The organism is Bacillus sp. SIMBA_154 (assembly GCF_046536015.1).
Classification (GTDB): domain Bacteria; phylum Bacillota; class Bacilli; order Bacillales; family Bacillaceae; genus Bacillus; species Bacillus pumilus_P.
Genome location: NZ_JAWJBV010000005.1, coordinates 102,180 through 118,477 on the forward strand (window position 1 = coordinate 102,180; position 16,298 = coordinate 118,477).

Annotated in this window: 3 protein-coding genes; all 3 read right to left on the bottom strand. The window is 45.0% G+C overall.

Going from position 1 to position 16,298, the window contains the following annotated elements; all coding sequences use genetic code 11:
- Positions 1-9 precede the first annotated feature (9 nt).
- The 3 genes from R0K30_RS10000 to R0K30_RS10010 are packed head-to-tail and all read right to left on the bottom strand — an operon-like array spanning position 10 to position 16,287.
- Positions 10-4,515 carry an SDR family NAD(P)-dependent oxidoreductase gene (locus R0K30_RS10000; protein ID WP_410610466.1) on the bottom strand — a complete coding sequence of 1,502 codons (4,506 nt, stop codon included), beginning with the start codon at positions 4,513-4,515 and terminating at the stop codon, positions 10-12.
- A complete protein-coding gene (locus R0K30_RS10005; RefSeq protein ID WP_410610468.1) occupies positions 4,508-7,177 on the bottom strand; it encodes a non-ribosomal peptide synthetase in 2,670 nt (889 codons plus the stop codon). Before R0K30_RS10005 ends, R0K30_RS10000 begins: the two co-directional genes overlap by 8 nt.
- A gap of 20 nt (positions 7,178-7,197) precedes the next feature.
- A complete protein-coding gene (locus R0K30_RS10010) occupies positions 7,198-16,287 on the bottom strand; it encodes an amino acid adenylation domain-containing protein (RefSeq protein ID WP_410610470.1) in 9,090 nt (3,029 codons plus the stop codon).
- Between the last annotated feature and the right edge of the window lie 11 nt (positions 16,288-16,298).

Sequence of the window (16,298 nt, forward strand, 5' to 3'; positions counted from 1 at the left end):
TTCTCCCATCTATTTTCGTTTTAATCTCTGTTTACGGCGATTTTTCCCTTCAGCCATTGCTTGTTTGCGTAAATTAGATGATTCAGTGACAGCTTGCTTTTCTTCCTTTACACCATGTATTTTCTTCAGTTCGGCAGCCAATGACGCGATGGTTGGATGGCTGTACATCATGACCACCGGAACCTCGATGCCATATACCGATTTGATATGACCACTCATCTGCAATAAATCAAGAGACGTCGCACCCATTTCAAAGAAATTCTCATTCACATCCGGTTCATGCTTAAAAAAGGAGCTAAGCACATCACTCAATGATGCTTCTAGACGTTCATCTATGACCTGCGAAATCTCTTGAGACGGCGCATCCTCTAGCTGTACAGGTGTTATCCGATGTTTGATTCTCTCCCCCATGTCTCGAACAGATACAAGAATTTGCGGATAATCTAGACGCAGCACTTCTTGGAAGGCCTTTATTCCTTGTTCTGGCGAAATTCCTGCCTGCTCCTCAAGTGCCATCATGTCATTGACTTTGGCAGCTAATGCCGAGTCGTGTGCCATACCGACTTTCTCCCAGCGATCCCAGTTCAAAGAAATAACTGGCTTTCCTTCCTGCCTTTTCGCATGAGCAAAGCTGTCCATAAAGGCATTTGAAGCCGCATAAGCCACTTGTCCAGCCGCTCCAAGAAAGGAAACAAGGGATGAACAAAGCAAGAAGAAATCCAGCGTTTCATCCTCGAGTGCTTTATCCAGCACATAGGTCCCGTTGATTTTTGCCTGACACATGCGAATCTCATCATCTGCTGCTCTTGCTTGAATGATCTTCCCGTCTGCCTCGCCTGCCGCGTGAATGACGCCATGTAAACCACCAAATGCCGTATGAGCCAGCTGAATCGCTTTCTGCACGGCACGTTCATCTGATACATCACCGTGTACAACTTGTACATCAGCCCCTAATTCTTCAAGAGCCAGCAGCTTTTTCACGGCATCAGCTTCTTTCCCAACCGCACCACGCAGCTCATGCCATTCAGAGCGTTCACGTATTCGTGATCGGCTCATGAGCACAAGTTTCGCTTGATACGTTTCTGCTAAATATTTAGCTAGTGTGAGGCCAATGCCGCCCATACCGCCAGTGATGAGATAAACGCCACTAGACCTGAAAGGCTGCATTGACGAGTCCTCTTTGCTTAACGACGTGCTTGAAGCTTTTCGTATCCAGCGGCTGCTCACGCGATAAGCCACGACTGCTTCTTGATCGTGCATCGCTATCTCATATGAAAGAAATAGCGGCCAATTCGCCTTAGTATCCTGACATAAATCAATGTGCTGACACTCTATGTGCTGATATTCTTGAGGAATGGTCAGCGCTAGTCCTGTTAATGTTGCTTGAAGAGGATCGACCTTCTCTATGCCGATGACATCATGCGCTTGGCTCGTCACGAGATGAAGACGCATGTTTGTGTTATGGTATTTGCTGATCAGCCTGACGAGATCGAGCACAGATAAATAGTTTGGCTTGTCTTTGGTATGCTCCGTCAGTTCATCATGCATCCAGATGATCTCTTCAGGGATAAATCCAGATTGCTGTAATTCAGTCATGACCCACTCTAAATGTGACAGCATATGAACGTCTGCCTTCATCAGCTGGTCATTTTCTTTGATCGTATGATCACTTTGACATACGCTGACGACCTCCGCATGCCGTTCTTTCAAATAGGCGCCGATATGACCATTTTTCTCAAAGACCAGCACACGTTTCCCGTGATGATGCTGCTCTTTTAGTACAGGTGAAGAGCGCTCCCACACCGGAATGTAAAACCAGTCTTGAAAATCAGATAAGTGATTCTCCTGCTGTCCTGATGGTGTTGAAGCGGTCATCAGCTGGTCCGCTTTGAACTGTGGTGAGGGGAATATTTGATGCTCAAATGGATACGTTGGCAGTGAAGCTCGATATGGGGCCTCCTCTTTTCTGACAGCGCTCCAGTTCGGCTCCACTCCGTAACTCCACAGCTTTCCTATTGCCTTTTGCATATATTCATCATCAGCAGCTTGCTCTTTTGGATGTCTCACCAATGAAACAGCAGCTGCTTTATTCACATCATAGCGATCGTGGCGTCTCACGAATTGAGTCAATGTATGACCTGGCCCCACTTCAATGAAGACAACCTCTCCAAGTCCAAGTAACGTCTCTATTCCTTGACTAAATAAAACAGGCTGCCTGATATGAGATGCCCAGTAATCTGGTGATGCTGCTTGCTCGTGGGTTAACCAGCTCCCTGTCACATTGGAAACAATCGGTATCTCGCCTTGCTGATAGGTGATCTCAGAAAGAACATCCTTAAACTGATTGGCCGCTTCAGCCATCATACTCGTATGAAAGGCGTGAGAGGTTTTCAGCTTTTGGACAGAAGCCCCTCTTTTCTCAGCTTGTTCGATATATACCTGTAAACGGTCTGTAGGACCGGAAACAACGGATAATTGCGAGCTATTCACAGCAGAAAGCTCGACACCTTCTGGAAGTTCATGCTCAATCTCTTCGGCTGGAAGCGTCACACCAGCCATATCACCTGGAGGCATCTTTTGCATCAAATTGCCTCTTTTTAAAACGATCCGGATCGCATCTTCAAGATGGATGCTACCGGCCACACAAGCAGCTGTGATTTCACCAATACTATGACCAATGAAATAATGCGGACGTATGCCTAGTCCCATCAGCTTAGATGCGAGTGCATACTCAAAACTAAACAAGATGATTTGTGTATAAGACGTTTGCTGCATGAGTTGTTCTGCTTCAATGAAGTCTGCTTCGGTTGTTGGATATAACACTTTCTCGATCTCAACACCTGCCAAGGATAAAATGATGGCAAAACATTTTTGAAGCGTTTGTTTAAATACAGGGTCTTTCTCATATAAATCCTTGCCCATATTGACATACTGTGCACCTTGACCAGAAAACATCCAGACGACCGCAGGCTGCTGAAAAGCCTTTTGAGGCTGTCCAGCTGACTGGAATGTGCGATCGGGGCTTGCAAGAAATGCTTGTCGATAAGGAAAATGCTTTCGTCCCTCCTGCAGCGTAAACGCAGCATGGGATAGCGGCACGTCCTTTTGTTCTTTTAAATAAGAAATGATTTGCTCAGCAGACGTTTGAACCGCCTGCTTCGACCTTGCTGATATCACCATGAGTTCGTGATCCTTGTCTACTGACCGTTTATCGGCAATGGGCGCCTCTTCCATGATGAGATGTACATTCGTACCGCCGACTCCGAATGAACTGACCCCAGCACGCAGCGGCTGCTCTCGTTTCGTCCATGGTACGGGTGTTGTATTCACATAAAACGGGCTTGATTCAAAATCAATTTTTGGATTCGGTCTTTCATAATGAAGACTAGGTGGCAGCGTCTGATGATACAGACTAAGCGTCGTTTTGATAAAACCGGCAATGCCTGCCGCTGAATCAAGATGACCGATATTGGTTTTCACAGACCCGATGGCACAAAACTGTTTTTTATCAGTTTGAAAGGCTTGATTCAGTGACTCAATTTCAACTGGATCGCCAAGGGTCGTACCTGTGCCATGTGCTTCAATATAAGAAATGCTCTCGGCTTCTACACGACTGATCTTGAGCGCCTTTTTAATAATTTCACTTTGCCCTTCAATACTTGGTGCTGTGTAACCAACCTTCCGCCCGCCGTCATTGTTATACGCTGACCCTTTAATCACCCCATAGATGTGATCCTTATCCTTTAGTGCCTGCTTTAATGATTTGAGTACAACAACTCCACAGCCCTCGCCGCCAACTGTTCCTTTTGCCTGTTCATCAAAGGCTCGGCAGTGTCCATCAGGGGACATGATCATGCCCTCTTGATACATGTATCCTTTTTTGTGAGGAGTCGTGATGGTGACGCCGCCAGCGAGTGCCATTTTACATTCCCCAGTGAGCAGGGCGCGTGCCGCTAAATGAACTGCAACCAAAGAGGAGGAACAAGCCGTATCAACAGCCACACTCGGCCCCTTCAAATTCAATTTATAGGACACCTTTGTGTTCATAAAATCTTTATCTGTCAACTGAACAGCCGCAAACTGCTCAGATGAGTTATTCGTTCTCATCAGCATGGAAGCAGCTTGCCAATATAAATTGGCAGAAGCAGCACCAAATAAACCGATCGGCTCCTGATAGGTTTCAGGGTTATAGCCTGCATCTTCAAGGGATTCCCACGCCACTTCATGAAACATGCGGATTTGCGGGTCCATTACTTCTGCCTCACGCTGTGAATAACCAAAGAAATCTGCATCAAAGTGATCATGCTGATCTACTGCTCCTTTGGCACGTACATATTGCTCATGATCCAGAGCTTCTTGTCCAACCCCCGCCTCAAGCAATTCTTCCTTAGAAAAAAACGTAATGGACTCTCTTCCATTTGCAAGGTTATCCCAGAAGCTATGAATATTCTTCGCTCCCGGAAATCGGCAGGCCATACCAACCACTGCAACCTCTAATCCTGTTAACTTACTCATCTATCATCCCGCCTAACAGTTGTGCGGCACTTTCTAAGTCATCCGCTTCATTTTCTCCATCAGCTTCTATTTGTTTATCTTGTCCTGCTGATTTGTTTTTTAATTGGGCTGCTATTTGTGAAACAGTTGTATATTGGAACAGCTCCATCACTGTCAGCTCCTGATGAAATTCCTCTTTCACTTTATTAGACAGCTCAACGATATTAAAAGAGTTCCCGCCCAGATCAAAAAACGGTTCATCTAATCGAATGTGAGAAGCAGGGACTTGTAAAATTGAAGCGAAAATGCGAACAAGCTTCTGCTCTGTTTCATTGTGTGCTTGAATGGCCACTGGCTCTTGCCCGCCTGGCAGCTGATCTTCTGGATTCGGCAGCGCTTGAATATCTAATTTCCCTGATAGATTCAAAGGAAATTGCTCTACTTGAATCAAATGTCTTGGCACCATATACCCTGGTAATCTCCCACTGAGAGATTGACGAAGTACACGCTGATCTATGACTTGTTTTGCCATCAAATATGCGCAAATGTATTGGTCCTGCTCCGTCGTCTCCTTAGGGATCACAATGACATCTTGGATCAGTCCTTGCATATTCGGATCATCAAGAATAGCTCTGCGGATCTCCTCCAGCTCAATTCGATACCCTCTGATTTTCACTTGGCTGTCGTTCCTTTTGGCAAATTCCAATACCCCATCAAACCGCCACCTTGCAAGGTCTCCCGTACCGTATAACACCCCGCTGCTCAACTCTGGTTTTTTGATAAATTTCTCCTTGCTCAGATCAGGATGATTGATGTACCCACGCCCTACACCATCGCCTGAGATATACAGTTCACCAAAGACGCCTATCGGAACTGGCTCCCCTTGCGCGTCACATATGAAGATACGCTCATTTGGCATCGGCTTCCCAATAGGAATGACCTGTTCATCCCAGTCAGGCGGAATCAAAAAGGATGACGATTGAACAGTACATTCAGTAGGCCCATATGCATTAATCATGATGGGTTTTTCACTTGATACATGCTGTAAAAATTGATCCATCAGCTCTTTTGTAAATACTTCTCCGCCTACAAGCAGCATGTTCAAAGCAGGCAGATCCTGTTTCGATTGCCCTGCTGCCTTGTTCATCAGCTTTAAATGAGAGGGTGTCACATCTGACAGCTGAATGTGGTTTTCTTGATAAAAATTCCACAACGCATGCCCATCCATACGGACTTCATCTTTGGCAATATGCAGCGTATGTCCAAGCAACAATGTTGGAAACAACGTTTGAACAGACGCATCAAAAATATGTGAAGCCAGCATCCCTACTTGCAAATCATCTGGAAGCAGATCAAAAAAGCGTGTTTTCATTCCGTACACCAAATTTATGACATGACGATGTTCAATGACGACCCCTTTCGGATTTCCTGTTGTACCTGATGTATACAGGACATAAGCCATATCCGAAGGCGAAATGGACCAAGTCAGGTTTTCTTTTATTTCCGATTCATGAAGCATGTCTTGAATGACATGAACCTCGACATCCAATCCTTCATGTCCGGCTGCATCCGATACAATGGCTGTAGCGCCACTGTTTTTGAGCATATACCGAATTCTTTCGATCGGCAGATGGACATCAATCGGTAAATAAGCATAGCCAGCCTTTAAGATGCCAAGAATGGCAATCACAAGTTCAGCAGACCGATACATTCTGAGACCAACTGGGGTCTCCCGTGTCATCTGACTTTGAGAGAGTCTAAGCGCAATGCGATCCGATAAATGGTCAACCTCTTTATATGTATAGGAGGTGGTGCCAAACACAACGGCCGTTCGTGCTGGATGCAACTGGACTTGCTGTTGAAATAAAGACACAATATCACGATCTACTGGATAAGCGAGCGGCTCCCCTTGAAACGCATCAAACAACTGACTTTTCTCCATGTCAGATAGAAATGAGTGTGTGCTCATCGCTTGTTCAGGCGCTTTGAGCAATTGCTCTGTGAGTGTCATGAAATGCCTGGAGAACTGCTCCATCATTTGATCGTCATAGTTGGAAGCATCCCAGTGAACTTCGGCATGAAGCTGATCTTGTGCTTTCTTCCAAACAATGAGCACATCCGCATTTAATTGCATTCGGTCAGCCTGTCCATGCAATGTCTCAAATGCACATGCCAGATTGACACACTCCTTGCCGTCTCCTAATGAATGCCAAAGTTCCTCCATTAAAATATGAACAGGATAGTTTTGATGACGTACTGCCTCCTGAAACGATCGCTTCACTGCATCTAACCCTGCGCTGAAGCTCATATGAGGATCAATCTCTGCCTTGAGTGGCAGCATATGATTAATGGCAGATTGATTGGCGGACTGTTCCATTGTAGGAACAGTCACCATCAACTCAGTTTTTCCGCTGTAACGTTGCAGCAAGCCAAAAGCAGCTGTGGTCAGCACGATAAACATCCGCAAATCAGAATCTCCACATAATTGCTTTAACGACTGGTTCACAGCCATAGGGAAGGACGAATGAAGCGATCGGTTCATTGCAGCAGGCTTGGCTTGTGAAACCGTATGGGGAATGCGGCCATCCAGCTGGACACCTGATAAAATAGATGTCCAGTAGGCTCTTTCCTTCACCTTTTCTTTTGCCGCTGCTTTCAGTTGAAAATCATCATGTTCAATCACTCTTCCGTTCACCTCTTTACTTATATTTTTAAGTCATCTAATTCGAAAAGAGATACGTCGTCTAATTGCTTGAATGAAGAAATCAGTTCGATATCCTCTAATCTCACTGCATCTATTGAGACAGCTCGCATGATGTCTTTTAGTAAGCCGGCAATCCGATGAATGGTTTCCTCTGTGAAAAGCGCTGTATTATATTCAATCGTTGAAGAAAGACCGTCTTCCTGCTCAAACGCAATCCACAGTAAATCAAACCGCGACGTTCCTGTCTCATACGGATAATCACTAAAGGTTAAACCGCCTACCTTCAGTTCTGGCTGATTCATATTTTGTAAAGCGAACACAGCATCAAACAATAGATTTCGGCTGACATTCCGGCTCAGCTGCAGGTCTTGGACCATTTGTTCATATTGAAATTCTTGATGTCCGAAATCATCGATCACATGCGCCTTCACATCGTGAAGGAATTCACTGTACGTCATCTCTGCTTTAGGATATAAACGAAGGGGCAGCATATTGACAAAGATACCGATGACTTGCTGCAGCTCCTCTTGTTTTCTTCCTGCTACTGGAACCCCAACCGTGATATCTGATTGCCCGCTTAATTTATGAAGCAGAATCTGATACAGACTTAACAGCCCCATAAACAGCGTTGCGTCTTCTTTTAAAATGACCTGTTTAAACGCGTTCAGCTCCGCTTCTTCAATACGGAACGTATAATGTCCGCCGCGGAATTGTCTCACCTCAGGCCGGTCGAAATCTGTTGGCAGATCAAGTGCAGGTGCACCTTCTAAACGGTTTTTCCAGTAGTCACTCGATGCTTTAAGGGCATCAGAAGCAAGCATGTCATTTTGCCATTCAGAAAAATCTTTATATTGAAGAGCTAGAGGCTCAAGCGTCCTTCCGTCATATAACTGCATAAAGTCGTTGACCAAAATATCTTGAGAAAGACCATCTGAGACAATGTGATGCATGTCCAGCATGAGCACGAACTCCTCTTCTGCCACCTTCATCACACCTACCCTCATCAATGGAGCCTCACTTAATGTAAAGGCAGTCAAAAATTGCTCAATCACTTGTTTTTGATCTTCCTCAGATGCTTGTGTCGATCCCTTTGTGAGGTCAAACAATGTGACAGCAAACGGCACCTCTTGTTCGATCTTTTGATAAGGCACGCCATTCTCGAGTACAAACGCTGTCCGCAAACTTTCATGACGCTTAATGAGCTGCTGAAATGCCCATTCCAATCTGCTGATATCGAGCTTCCCTTTGATTCGCCCCGCTTTAAATTCGTTGTATCCTGTGCTGCTCAGATCCATTTGCTGCATGAGATACAAGCGTTTTTGCGCAGACGACAGAGGATAATGTTCCTTCACTTCTGCTTTTTCAATCACATGATAAGCCGCTGTATCTGCTTGATCGATATATTCTGCCATTGATCGAATCGTTGGCATTTGGAAGAATTGAGGCAGCGTCAGCTCTACACTGAATGCGCGATGAATGATACCAATAAAGGTGATCGCCTTTAGGGAATCTCCACCCATTTCAAAGAAATGATCATCTATGCCAATTTCGTCAATCTTAAAGAAAGCTTGCCACTGTTGACTTAGTTCCTTCTCCAGCTCCGTTTCAGGTGCCACATAATTCGTTGACAGCGCTGGTCGAGAATACAAAGTTCCATCTTGTACATACTCTCCGCCGCTCTCTTCTTCACGGGATAAACGATCTACATACCGGTGAATTCGATCATGTAAGTCTGTTGTCGAAATAACAATTTGTTCAACTTGTTGCAGTGAAAGTAATCGTTCGAAGATCATTCTTCCATCTTTTTCTGTCATCAACGTTTCGGTGAGGTCATCTCCGATTGGAAGATCCAGCTGCTTACCCTGCTCAAATTCCCAGCCGTCAAAGCTAATCACAGACCACTGCGTTTGTGAACGTAGATTGCGTTCATGCACGTACGCATCAATGAAATGATTCACGGCTGTATAAGCTGTAAAACCAAGTCCGCCCAATATCGGCGACAAAGATGACAGAACAAAGCAGAAATCAAGTGATCGATCACCTAAGGCGGCATCGAGATGAAGTACACCGTTCATCTTCGCCTCAAAATGCGGTTCTGAGAAAGTGTCATCTGTTTGCTCCATCACCCGGAATGATTGATCGCCTGTCACTCCTGCTGCATAGATTACACCGTCAATCTGGCCATAGGAGGCATCCACTGCGTTGATTAATTGCTGGATATCTTCCCGGTGACGAACGTCCACTTTCTTTATCAGAACTTCTGCGCCAGCCTCTTCTAGTGCCATGACCTTTTGAATTTTTTTCTTGGTTGGATCTTGTTCATCATGCGTAGCCAGCCATTCTTGCCACTTGCTTCTATCAGGCAGTCCAGACCTGCTCGTTAAGATCAATTTCCCCTTAGTTTGCTCGGCCAAAGTCTGGGCGAGATTCAATCCAATAAACCCAAGCCCGCCAATTAACATGTACACACCATCTTTTTTAGCTAAGTGAGCATGTCCTGTTTCGGGAACTGAACCTTTCGCATACTTTTTCACATATCGCTTATTCCGTCGATAGACAGTGAGAAGCTGTCCATACTCCCGGTCTAGTTCATCGCTGATTTGTTTCAACAATCTCTTTTCCTGAACCCCATTTTCCACTGGACGATCCACATCAAGAATGCGATAACGCAAGGTCGGTGTTTCTTGAGAAATAACCAAGGCAGGTCCAAGATGGATCGCTTTTTCAGGATAAAGCACAGGCTCTCCGCCAACGGCATATGTCAATGAGGAAAGAACTGTCATCGACACCTTTTGGTCCAAGACATATTTCTTCAGCGCCTGGCCGATATAAAGCAAGGAGTAATAGGCATTTTGCTGCGTGTGCTTCACCCATTCTTCTTCCGTGTGAGATGGTTGTCGATCTGAAAGTCCCCAAAGATGACAAACATCTGTCACGTTGATTTGATCATTTACGAGATTTGATATGAGCTTTTCATAATCAGAAGGCTCATGTGAACGAATGGTATAGGTTTTTTCATCATGCTTCGTAAATTGTTCTCCTTTATGAACCACAACGTGCTCTTTCCGTTTCGTCAGAAGTTCAGCTGCTACTTTCTCTCCGAAAACAGATGTCTCTGCAAACAAAAGCATGGCTCCGGCAGAAGAAACATCTGATGGCGCACCAGGTAAAAGATCCGCTTCCCAATGAGGGGTATAGAACCATTCTTCCATTTGCTGCTTTCTTCCTGCCTGCTTTGGTTTGTCGCGCTTTACACTATCTGATGCATCATACCAATAGGAGGTACGATCAAACGCATATGTTGGTAGTGGCATTTTCAGCGGCTGACGGTTCATATGGAATCGATCCCAATCAATGGATAACCCGTGTGTCCATAGGCGTCCGATCTGTCCAAGTAAAAATTCAGTATCTGTCACATCTTGTTTTGCATGTCTTAACACATGGCACACATGTTGATTCAGGCCATTGAGAGACCGGTTGACCATCACGCTTAAATCTTGTCCTGGTCCAATCTCAATTAATTGAATATTTTCCTCTTGTAAGATATTCGTGATGCCTTCAGCAAAGCGAACCGTATCGGTCATATGCCGTTTCCAATAAGACACATCTCCAGCACTCGTGTCTGTCATCCAATCTCCTGATAAATTCGAAATGAATGGAATACGGAGCTGATTGGCTTTTATATGCTGCAATTTTTCTCCGAATTGCTCCGCTGCCTCCTTCATGACATGTGAGTGGGCCGCAATGGTTCCGCCTAATCGCATACACATCAATCTGTTGTTCCTCAGTTCTTTTTCAAATTCACTGATCGCCTCTTCAAGCCCTGATACGATACAAGAGGAATCATTGACCACCGCAAGAGAAACTTCCTTTGGAAGCATCGGTTTTAACTCTGCTTCAGGTAACGGAACACTCATCATGACGCCAGCTGGTGACGCCTGCATGGCGTTCGCGCGATAGGCGACCATGGACATCGCATCTTTTAAGCTGAATACGCCAGATACAGCTGCTGCCGTTAATTCGCCAAAACTATAGCCGATCATCGCATCAGGACGAATGCCCCAAGCAATGAAGAGCATTGAGAGTGCATATTCAATGGCAAAAATGGCTGGCTGTGCATATTGAGTGCTTGCCAATTTTTCGCGCGCCTTTTCTGTTTCAGCCGCTAATGGATAAAGAATACGGGCAAGACTTCGCCCAGTTGCTTCTTCATATGCTTTAAAACAAGCATCCATTTGCTCCTTAAAATAAGGCTCTTCCTGATACAAATTCAATCCCATATTGAGGTATTGGTTGCCTTGTCCTGAAAACATAAAAATAATCTTCTGCTTTTCAACATGCGAATGCATGAGCTTTCCAATGCCCTTGCCTTGCTTTTCTGTTAACACACGCAAAGCATCTTCTCTGCTGCCGGCAACAAATGCTTGACGGAAACCAAAGAATTGTCTGCCTGTTTGCAGGGTATATGCTGCGTCTGCCAAATTGATAGAAGTCGTGTTTTCAATTTGGTTCACGAGTTTTTCTTTCATTCTTTCCATGCTCGTTTTGCTCTTCGCTGATAGGACAAGCAGCTCAGCAGAACGAGGCATTTGCTTACGATCTCTTTGTGGTGCTTCTTCCAATATGACATGTGCATTTGTTCCACCCATTCCAAATGAGCTCACCCCAGCCCGGCGTAAATGTGAAGCTGGCTGCTTCCAGTCGGTCAGTTCGGTGTTCACAAAGAATGGACTATGCTCAAATGCGATGTTTTCATTGGCCTTTTTGAAGTGAAGACTTGGCACAAATGTATGATGCTGAAGCGAGAGCACGGCTTTGATCAAGCCAGCGGCTCCTGCTGCTGCATCCAAATGTCCAATATTTGTTTTCACAGACCCAATGCGGCAAAATTGTTTTTTCTCTGTTTGGAAAGCTTTTGAGAGCGCCTCTATTTCTATCGGATCACCAAGAGACGTTCCTGTTCCGTGTGTTTCCACATATTCAATCGTATCTGGTGAAACATCTGCCTGATGTAAGGCATCCTGAATGACACGAGTCTGTCCTTCCACGCTTGGTGCATTGAAGCCAACCTTTTGATCACCATCATTGTTGATGGCAGAGCCCTTAATGACCGCATAAATATGGTCACCATCTTCTATGGCTTCACTAAGTGCTTTTAAAGCAACAAGACCAACGCCATCTCCGCCCACTGTTCCATCTGCTTGATCGTCAAAGGCGCGGCAATGACCATCGCTTGATTTCACCATGTTCTGCTGATAAATGTAGCCTGATTTTACTGGGTGCAAGATTGACACCCCTCCCGCAAGCGCTACATCTGAATCACCATTTACGATGGATTGACAGGCCAAATGCAGGGCGACCAGAGAGGTCGAACAAGCGGTTTGAAGCGTCAGTGCCGGCCCTTTCAAATTCAATTTATGGGCAATTCTTGTACTCACGGTATACGTATCATTGAGTGAACCCACTTCAAACAGCTCTGACATACTGCTATCAAGGGAAGATGCAAATCGCTGAATCCATTGAAAATTCGATGTGGACCCAGTAAACAAACCGACCTTACCTGGATAATCTTCCTGTACGTATCCTGCATCTTCTAGGGCCTTATAGGCGTACTCATGCAGGAGGCGGATTTGAGGATCCATCATTTCAGCCTGACCTGGCGAATAACCGAAGAAGGCTGCGTCAAATAAATCAGGTCCATCGATCACACCTTTTGCTCTCACATAATCGGAACGCTCGAAGGTTTGACGGTCAATTCCAGCTTCGAGCAGTTCTTCATCGGTAAAGAATGAAATCGATTCTTCTCCTTTCTTCAAATTCCGCCAAAATGCCTCAACATTTTTCGCACCAGGGAATTTACCTGCCATTCCAATAATCGCAATTGGCTCGTTGTCTTTTCTTCTCTTTTGGTTCGCAGGCTGCGTGCCTGCCGCTTCCTGCTCTGATGCGCCGCTTAAATACGCTGCAAGCTCTCTAATCGTCGGACGGCGGAACATTTCTACCATTGGAATGCTTTGATTTAATTGCTTAGCCAGCTGTTGGTTGACATGGATCAGATTGAGAGAATGCCCGCCAATGTCAAAAAATTTGTCATGAACGCTTACCTCATCTAAGCCAAGGACTTTTTCCCATATGTCCTGAATGACCTTCTCTGTTTCAGAAAGATTGTCAGAGCCCGCCAGCTTTTTCGTTTTCTGTGCCTGCTTCAAAGCAGGCAGTGCCCGTTTATCTAGCTTGCCATTAGCAGTCAGCGGCATATCATCCAATTGCACAAAGTGCGATGGAATCATATAATCCGGCAGCTGATCAGCCAATGCTTGTTTCATGGCAGGTTCATCTAGTATGACTGTCGTAACAACATACGCTGCCAAACATGGTGTACCAGAGGCATCTGGCTTCACAACGACAGCTGCTGCTTTGACCCCTGGCTGTTCATTCAGCCAGAATTCAATTTCACCTGTTTCGATACGATAGCCTCTCAGCTTCACTTGATCATCATTTCGTCCTAAAAACTGAATAAGTCCATTAGGCAGGATGCGGGCTGCATCACCCGTTTTATAAATTTTTTCTCCTGGCTGGAAAGGGTGATCGACAAATCGCTCTTCGGTTAGTTCCGGGCGATTCAAATAGCCTTTTGCGACACCTTTTCCCCCAATATATAATTCGCCGACGGTCCCTTCCGGCATGAGATTCATATGTCTGTCAAAAAGAAGAATATCTGCATGCTGAGCGGGCTTACCAATCGGCACATACACGTCTTGATCACGGTCTGCGTCATATCGATGAATCATGCAGCCAACAACCGTTTCAGTCGGTCCATATTCATTTACAATTTCAATTGGCTGAGGGAATGATTGCTGTATGGATTTCGCTAGAGATGCTTCCAGTTGTTCTCCGCCTAAAATGAAGCATTTCATTTGGCTGTCTGGGAAAGACAGATGCTTAATAAACTGTAAATGAGATGGTGTCAGTTTCATCACATGTACGCGATTTTCTTTTATAATGTCTTCGACAAGCAGCTGCCTGTTTTCATGGTGATAAATCATGATGGTATTTCCTGAAATCAGTGGTGTGAAAATAGAAGTAACCGTCAGGTCAAATGACAGTGAAGTATACAAAGCAAAATGCCTTGTTTCTCCTCGAACATATACTTGTTTCGCCCAATCAATATAGTTGGCTAAGCCAAGATGGTGAATGAGTACACCTTTAGGTCTTCCTGTCGTTCCTGATGTATAAATGCAGTAGGCTGTTTGATCTGAGGTGATGGCTGTTGCCAGGTTGTCTGATGGTCCGGTGTATAGATCCGGCTGTGTAATATCAATTTTTTCTCCGTTATAGGCATAAGTAAGCCCGTTAATCGGATGTGTTAGGAGCCATTCTACTCCGCTGTCTTCTAATAAATATTCTATTCGTTCCTGCGGGTATTCAGGATCAATTGGTACGTAAGCACCGCCAGCTTTTAAAATGGCCAAGCATGCTATCACCATTTCAATGGAATGCTCTGCTAAAATACCGACACGCTGCTCCTGTTTGACCCCTTTCTTTTGTAAATAATGTGCGAGCTGATTCACTCTCTTGTTGAGTTGTTCATATGTAACCGTCGTATCGCCAAACTCAACTGCCGCTGCCGCTGGCGTTTGTTCCACTTGCTCTTCAAATAGGTCAATCACCGTCGGTTCATTGCAAGAAGTTGCCCCGCCATATTGACGAAAGACCGCTAGCTGCTTTTGTTTCTCTTCTTCTGATAGCAGCTGTAATTGAGACGCAGATTTGTGCGGATGAGCACAGGCATCAGACAGGAGATGGAGAAAATGCTGACACCACTTTTCGATTTGTTCAGCTGAAAAACTGACGGGGTTATACACCAATGAGAAATGCAGCTGATCATCAAACGCCTGCACACTAAGCGTAAGATCGAATTCCGTCTGCTCTGTCATCTCAAATCCACGAATACGAACAGGATGATCGCTTTTCGTTAGCATTCGATCAAGTGGATAGTTTTCAATGACGACGATTGAATCAAATAACGATTGCTCTGCTGTCATCCCTGCATACTTCTTTAAATCAGATAGCGGCGTATGTTCATATTCATTTCTCACAGCTACCTCACGATTGACTTGCTGCATAAGTTCAAGAATAGACCTATCCTGTTCGAATGAGACCCGCAGCGGTAATGTGTTAATGAACAGGCCAGTCATCTTCTCGATATGAGGGACATCCGCATTTCTTCCTGATACTGTTGTTCCAAACACAATATCATCTTGGTTGGCATACTTAGATAGCAAAACGCCCCACAGCGTATACATCACAGATGCCAATGTCACGTCATGTTTGTTCGTGAATTCGCTCAGGCTCTCAGCAATAGAAGCATCCACTTGATGTTCATATTTGTGAAAGGCTGCTGAAGCTTCATGTATGCTGCCTGACTTCGGAAGCAGTTCTGCATAACTCCAGCCGTTGAAAACATTTTTCCAATAGGAGGCCTGTGCTTCTGTCTGCTGAAGGATGTTCTGCTGCCATTTGACAAATGATTGGTAGGACGGCCTTTGTTCAAGAAGCGGTTTGTCCCCATTTGATAAACGCTCATATGCACTCATCCAATCACTTAATACAATCCCAAGGCTCCATCCATCCAATAAAATGTGGTGGAAGCTAATGAGAACCCAGCTGACTTCTTCATTTACCTCACATAACGTCAGACGAAATGGGACTTGCTGTAGATCAAAACGTTCTTCTCGTTCCTGTGTCGCCACTTCCTCTTTCAGCAGATGAAGAGGCTGCACAGTTTGAGTCAAATCACGATATCGAATGTCAGGCTGATGCTGTTTCAGAACAATTTGTACAGGCCTTGCGAGCTCCTGCCATCTAAACAATGTTCTAAGCATTTCATGCTGTTTGGTGACATTCGTCCAAGATTGTTCAAAGATTTCTCGATCAAGCGGACCATCTATCTGGATCAGCAGTTGTTCAAAATAAGCCGTTCCGTTTGGTTCCATTAAATGATGAAACAGCAGTCCTTCTTGGATCGTAGTGATACCTAACATATTTTCAATGTTCTGTTTATCCAGCTTCTGCGGCTTTAAAGCCATGGGATCATCTC

Bases quoted from the DNA above. Each gene is read 5' to 3' on its own strand.
- R0K30_RS10000 (WP_410610466.1), bottom strand. From the start codon at position 4,515: ATGAGTAAGTTAACAGGATTAGAGGTTGCAGTGGTTGGTATGGCCTGC.
- R0K30_RS10010 (WP_410610470.1), bottom strand. From the start codon at position 16,287: ATGGCTTTAAAGCCGCAGAAGCTGGATAAACAGAACATTGAAAATATG.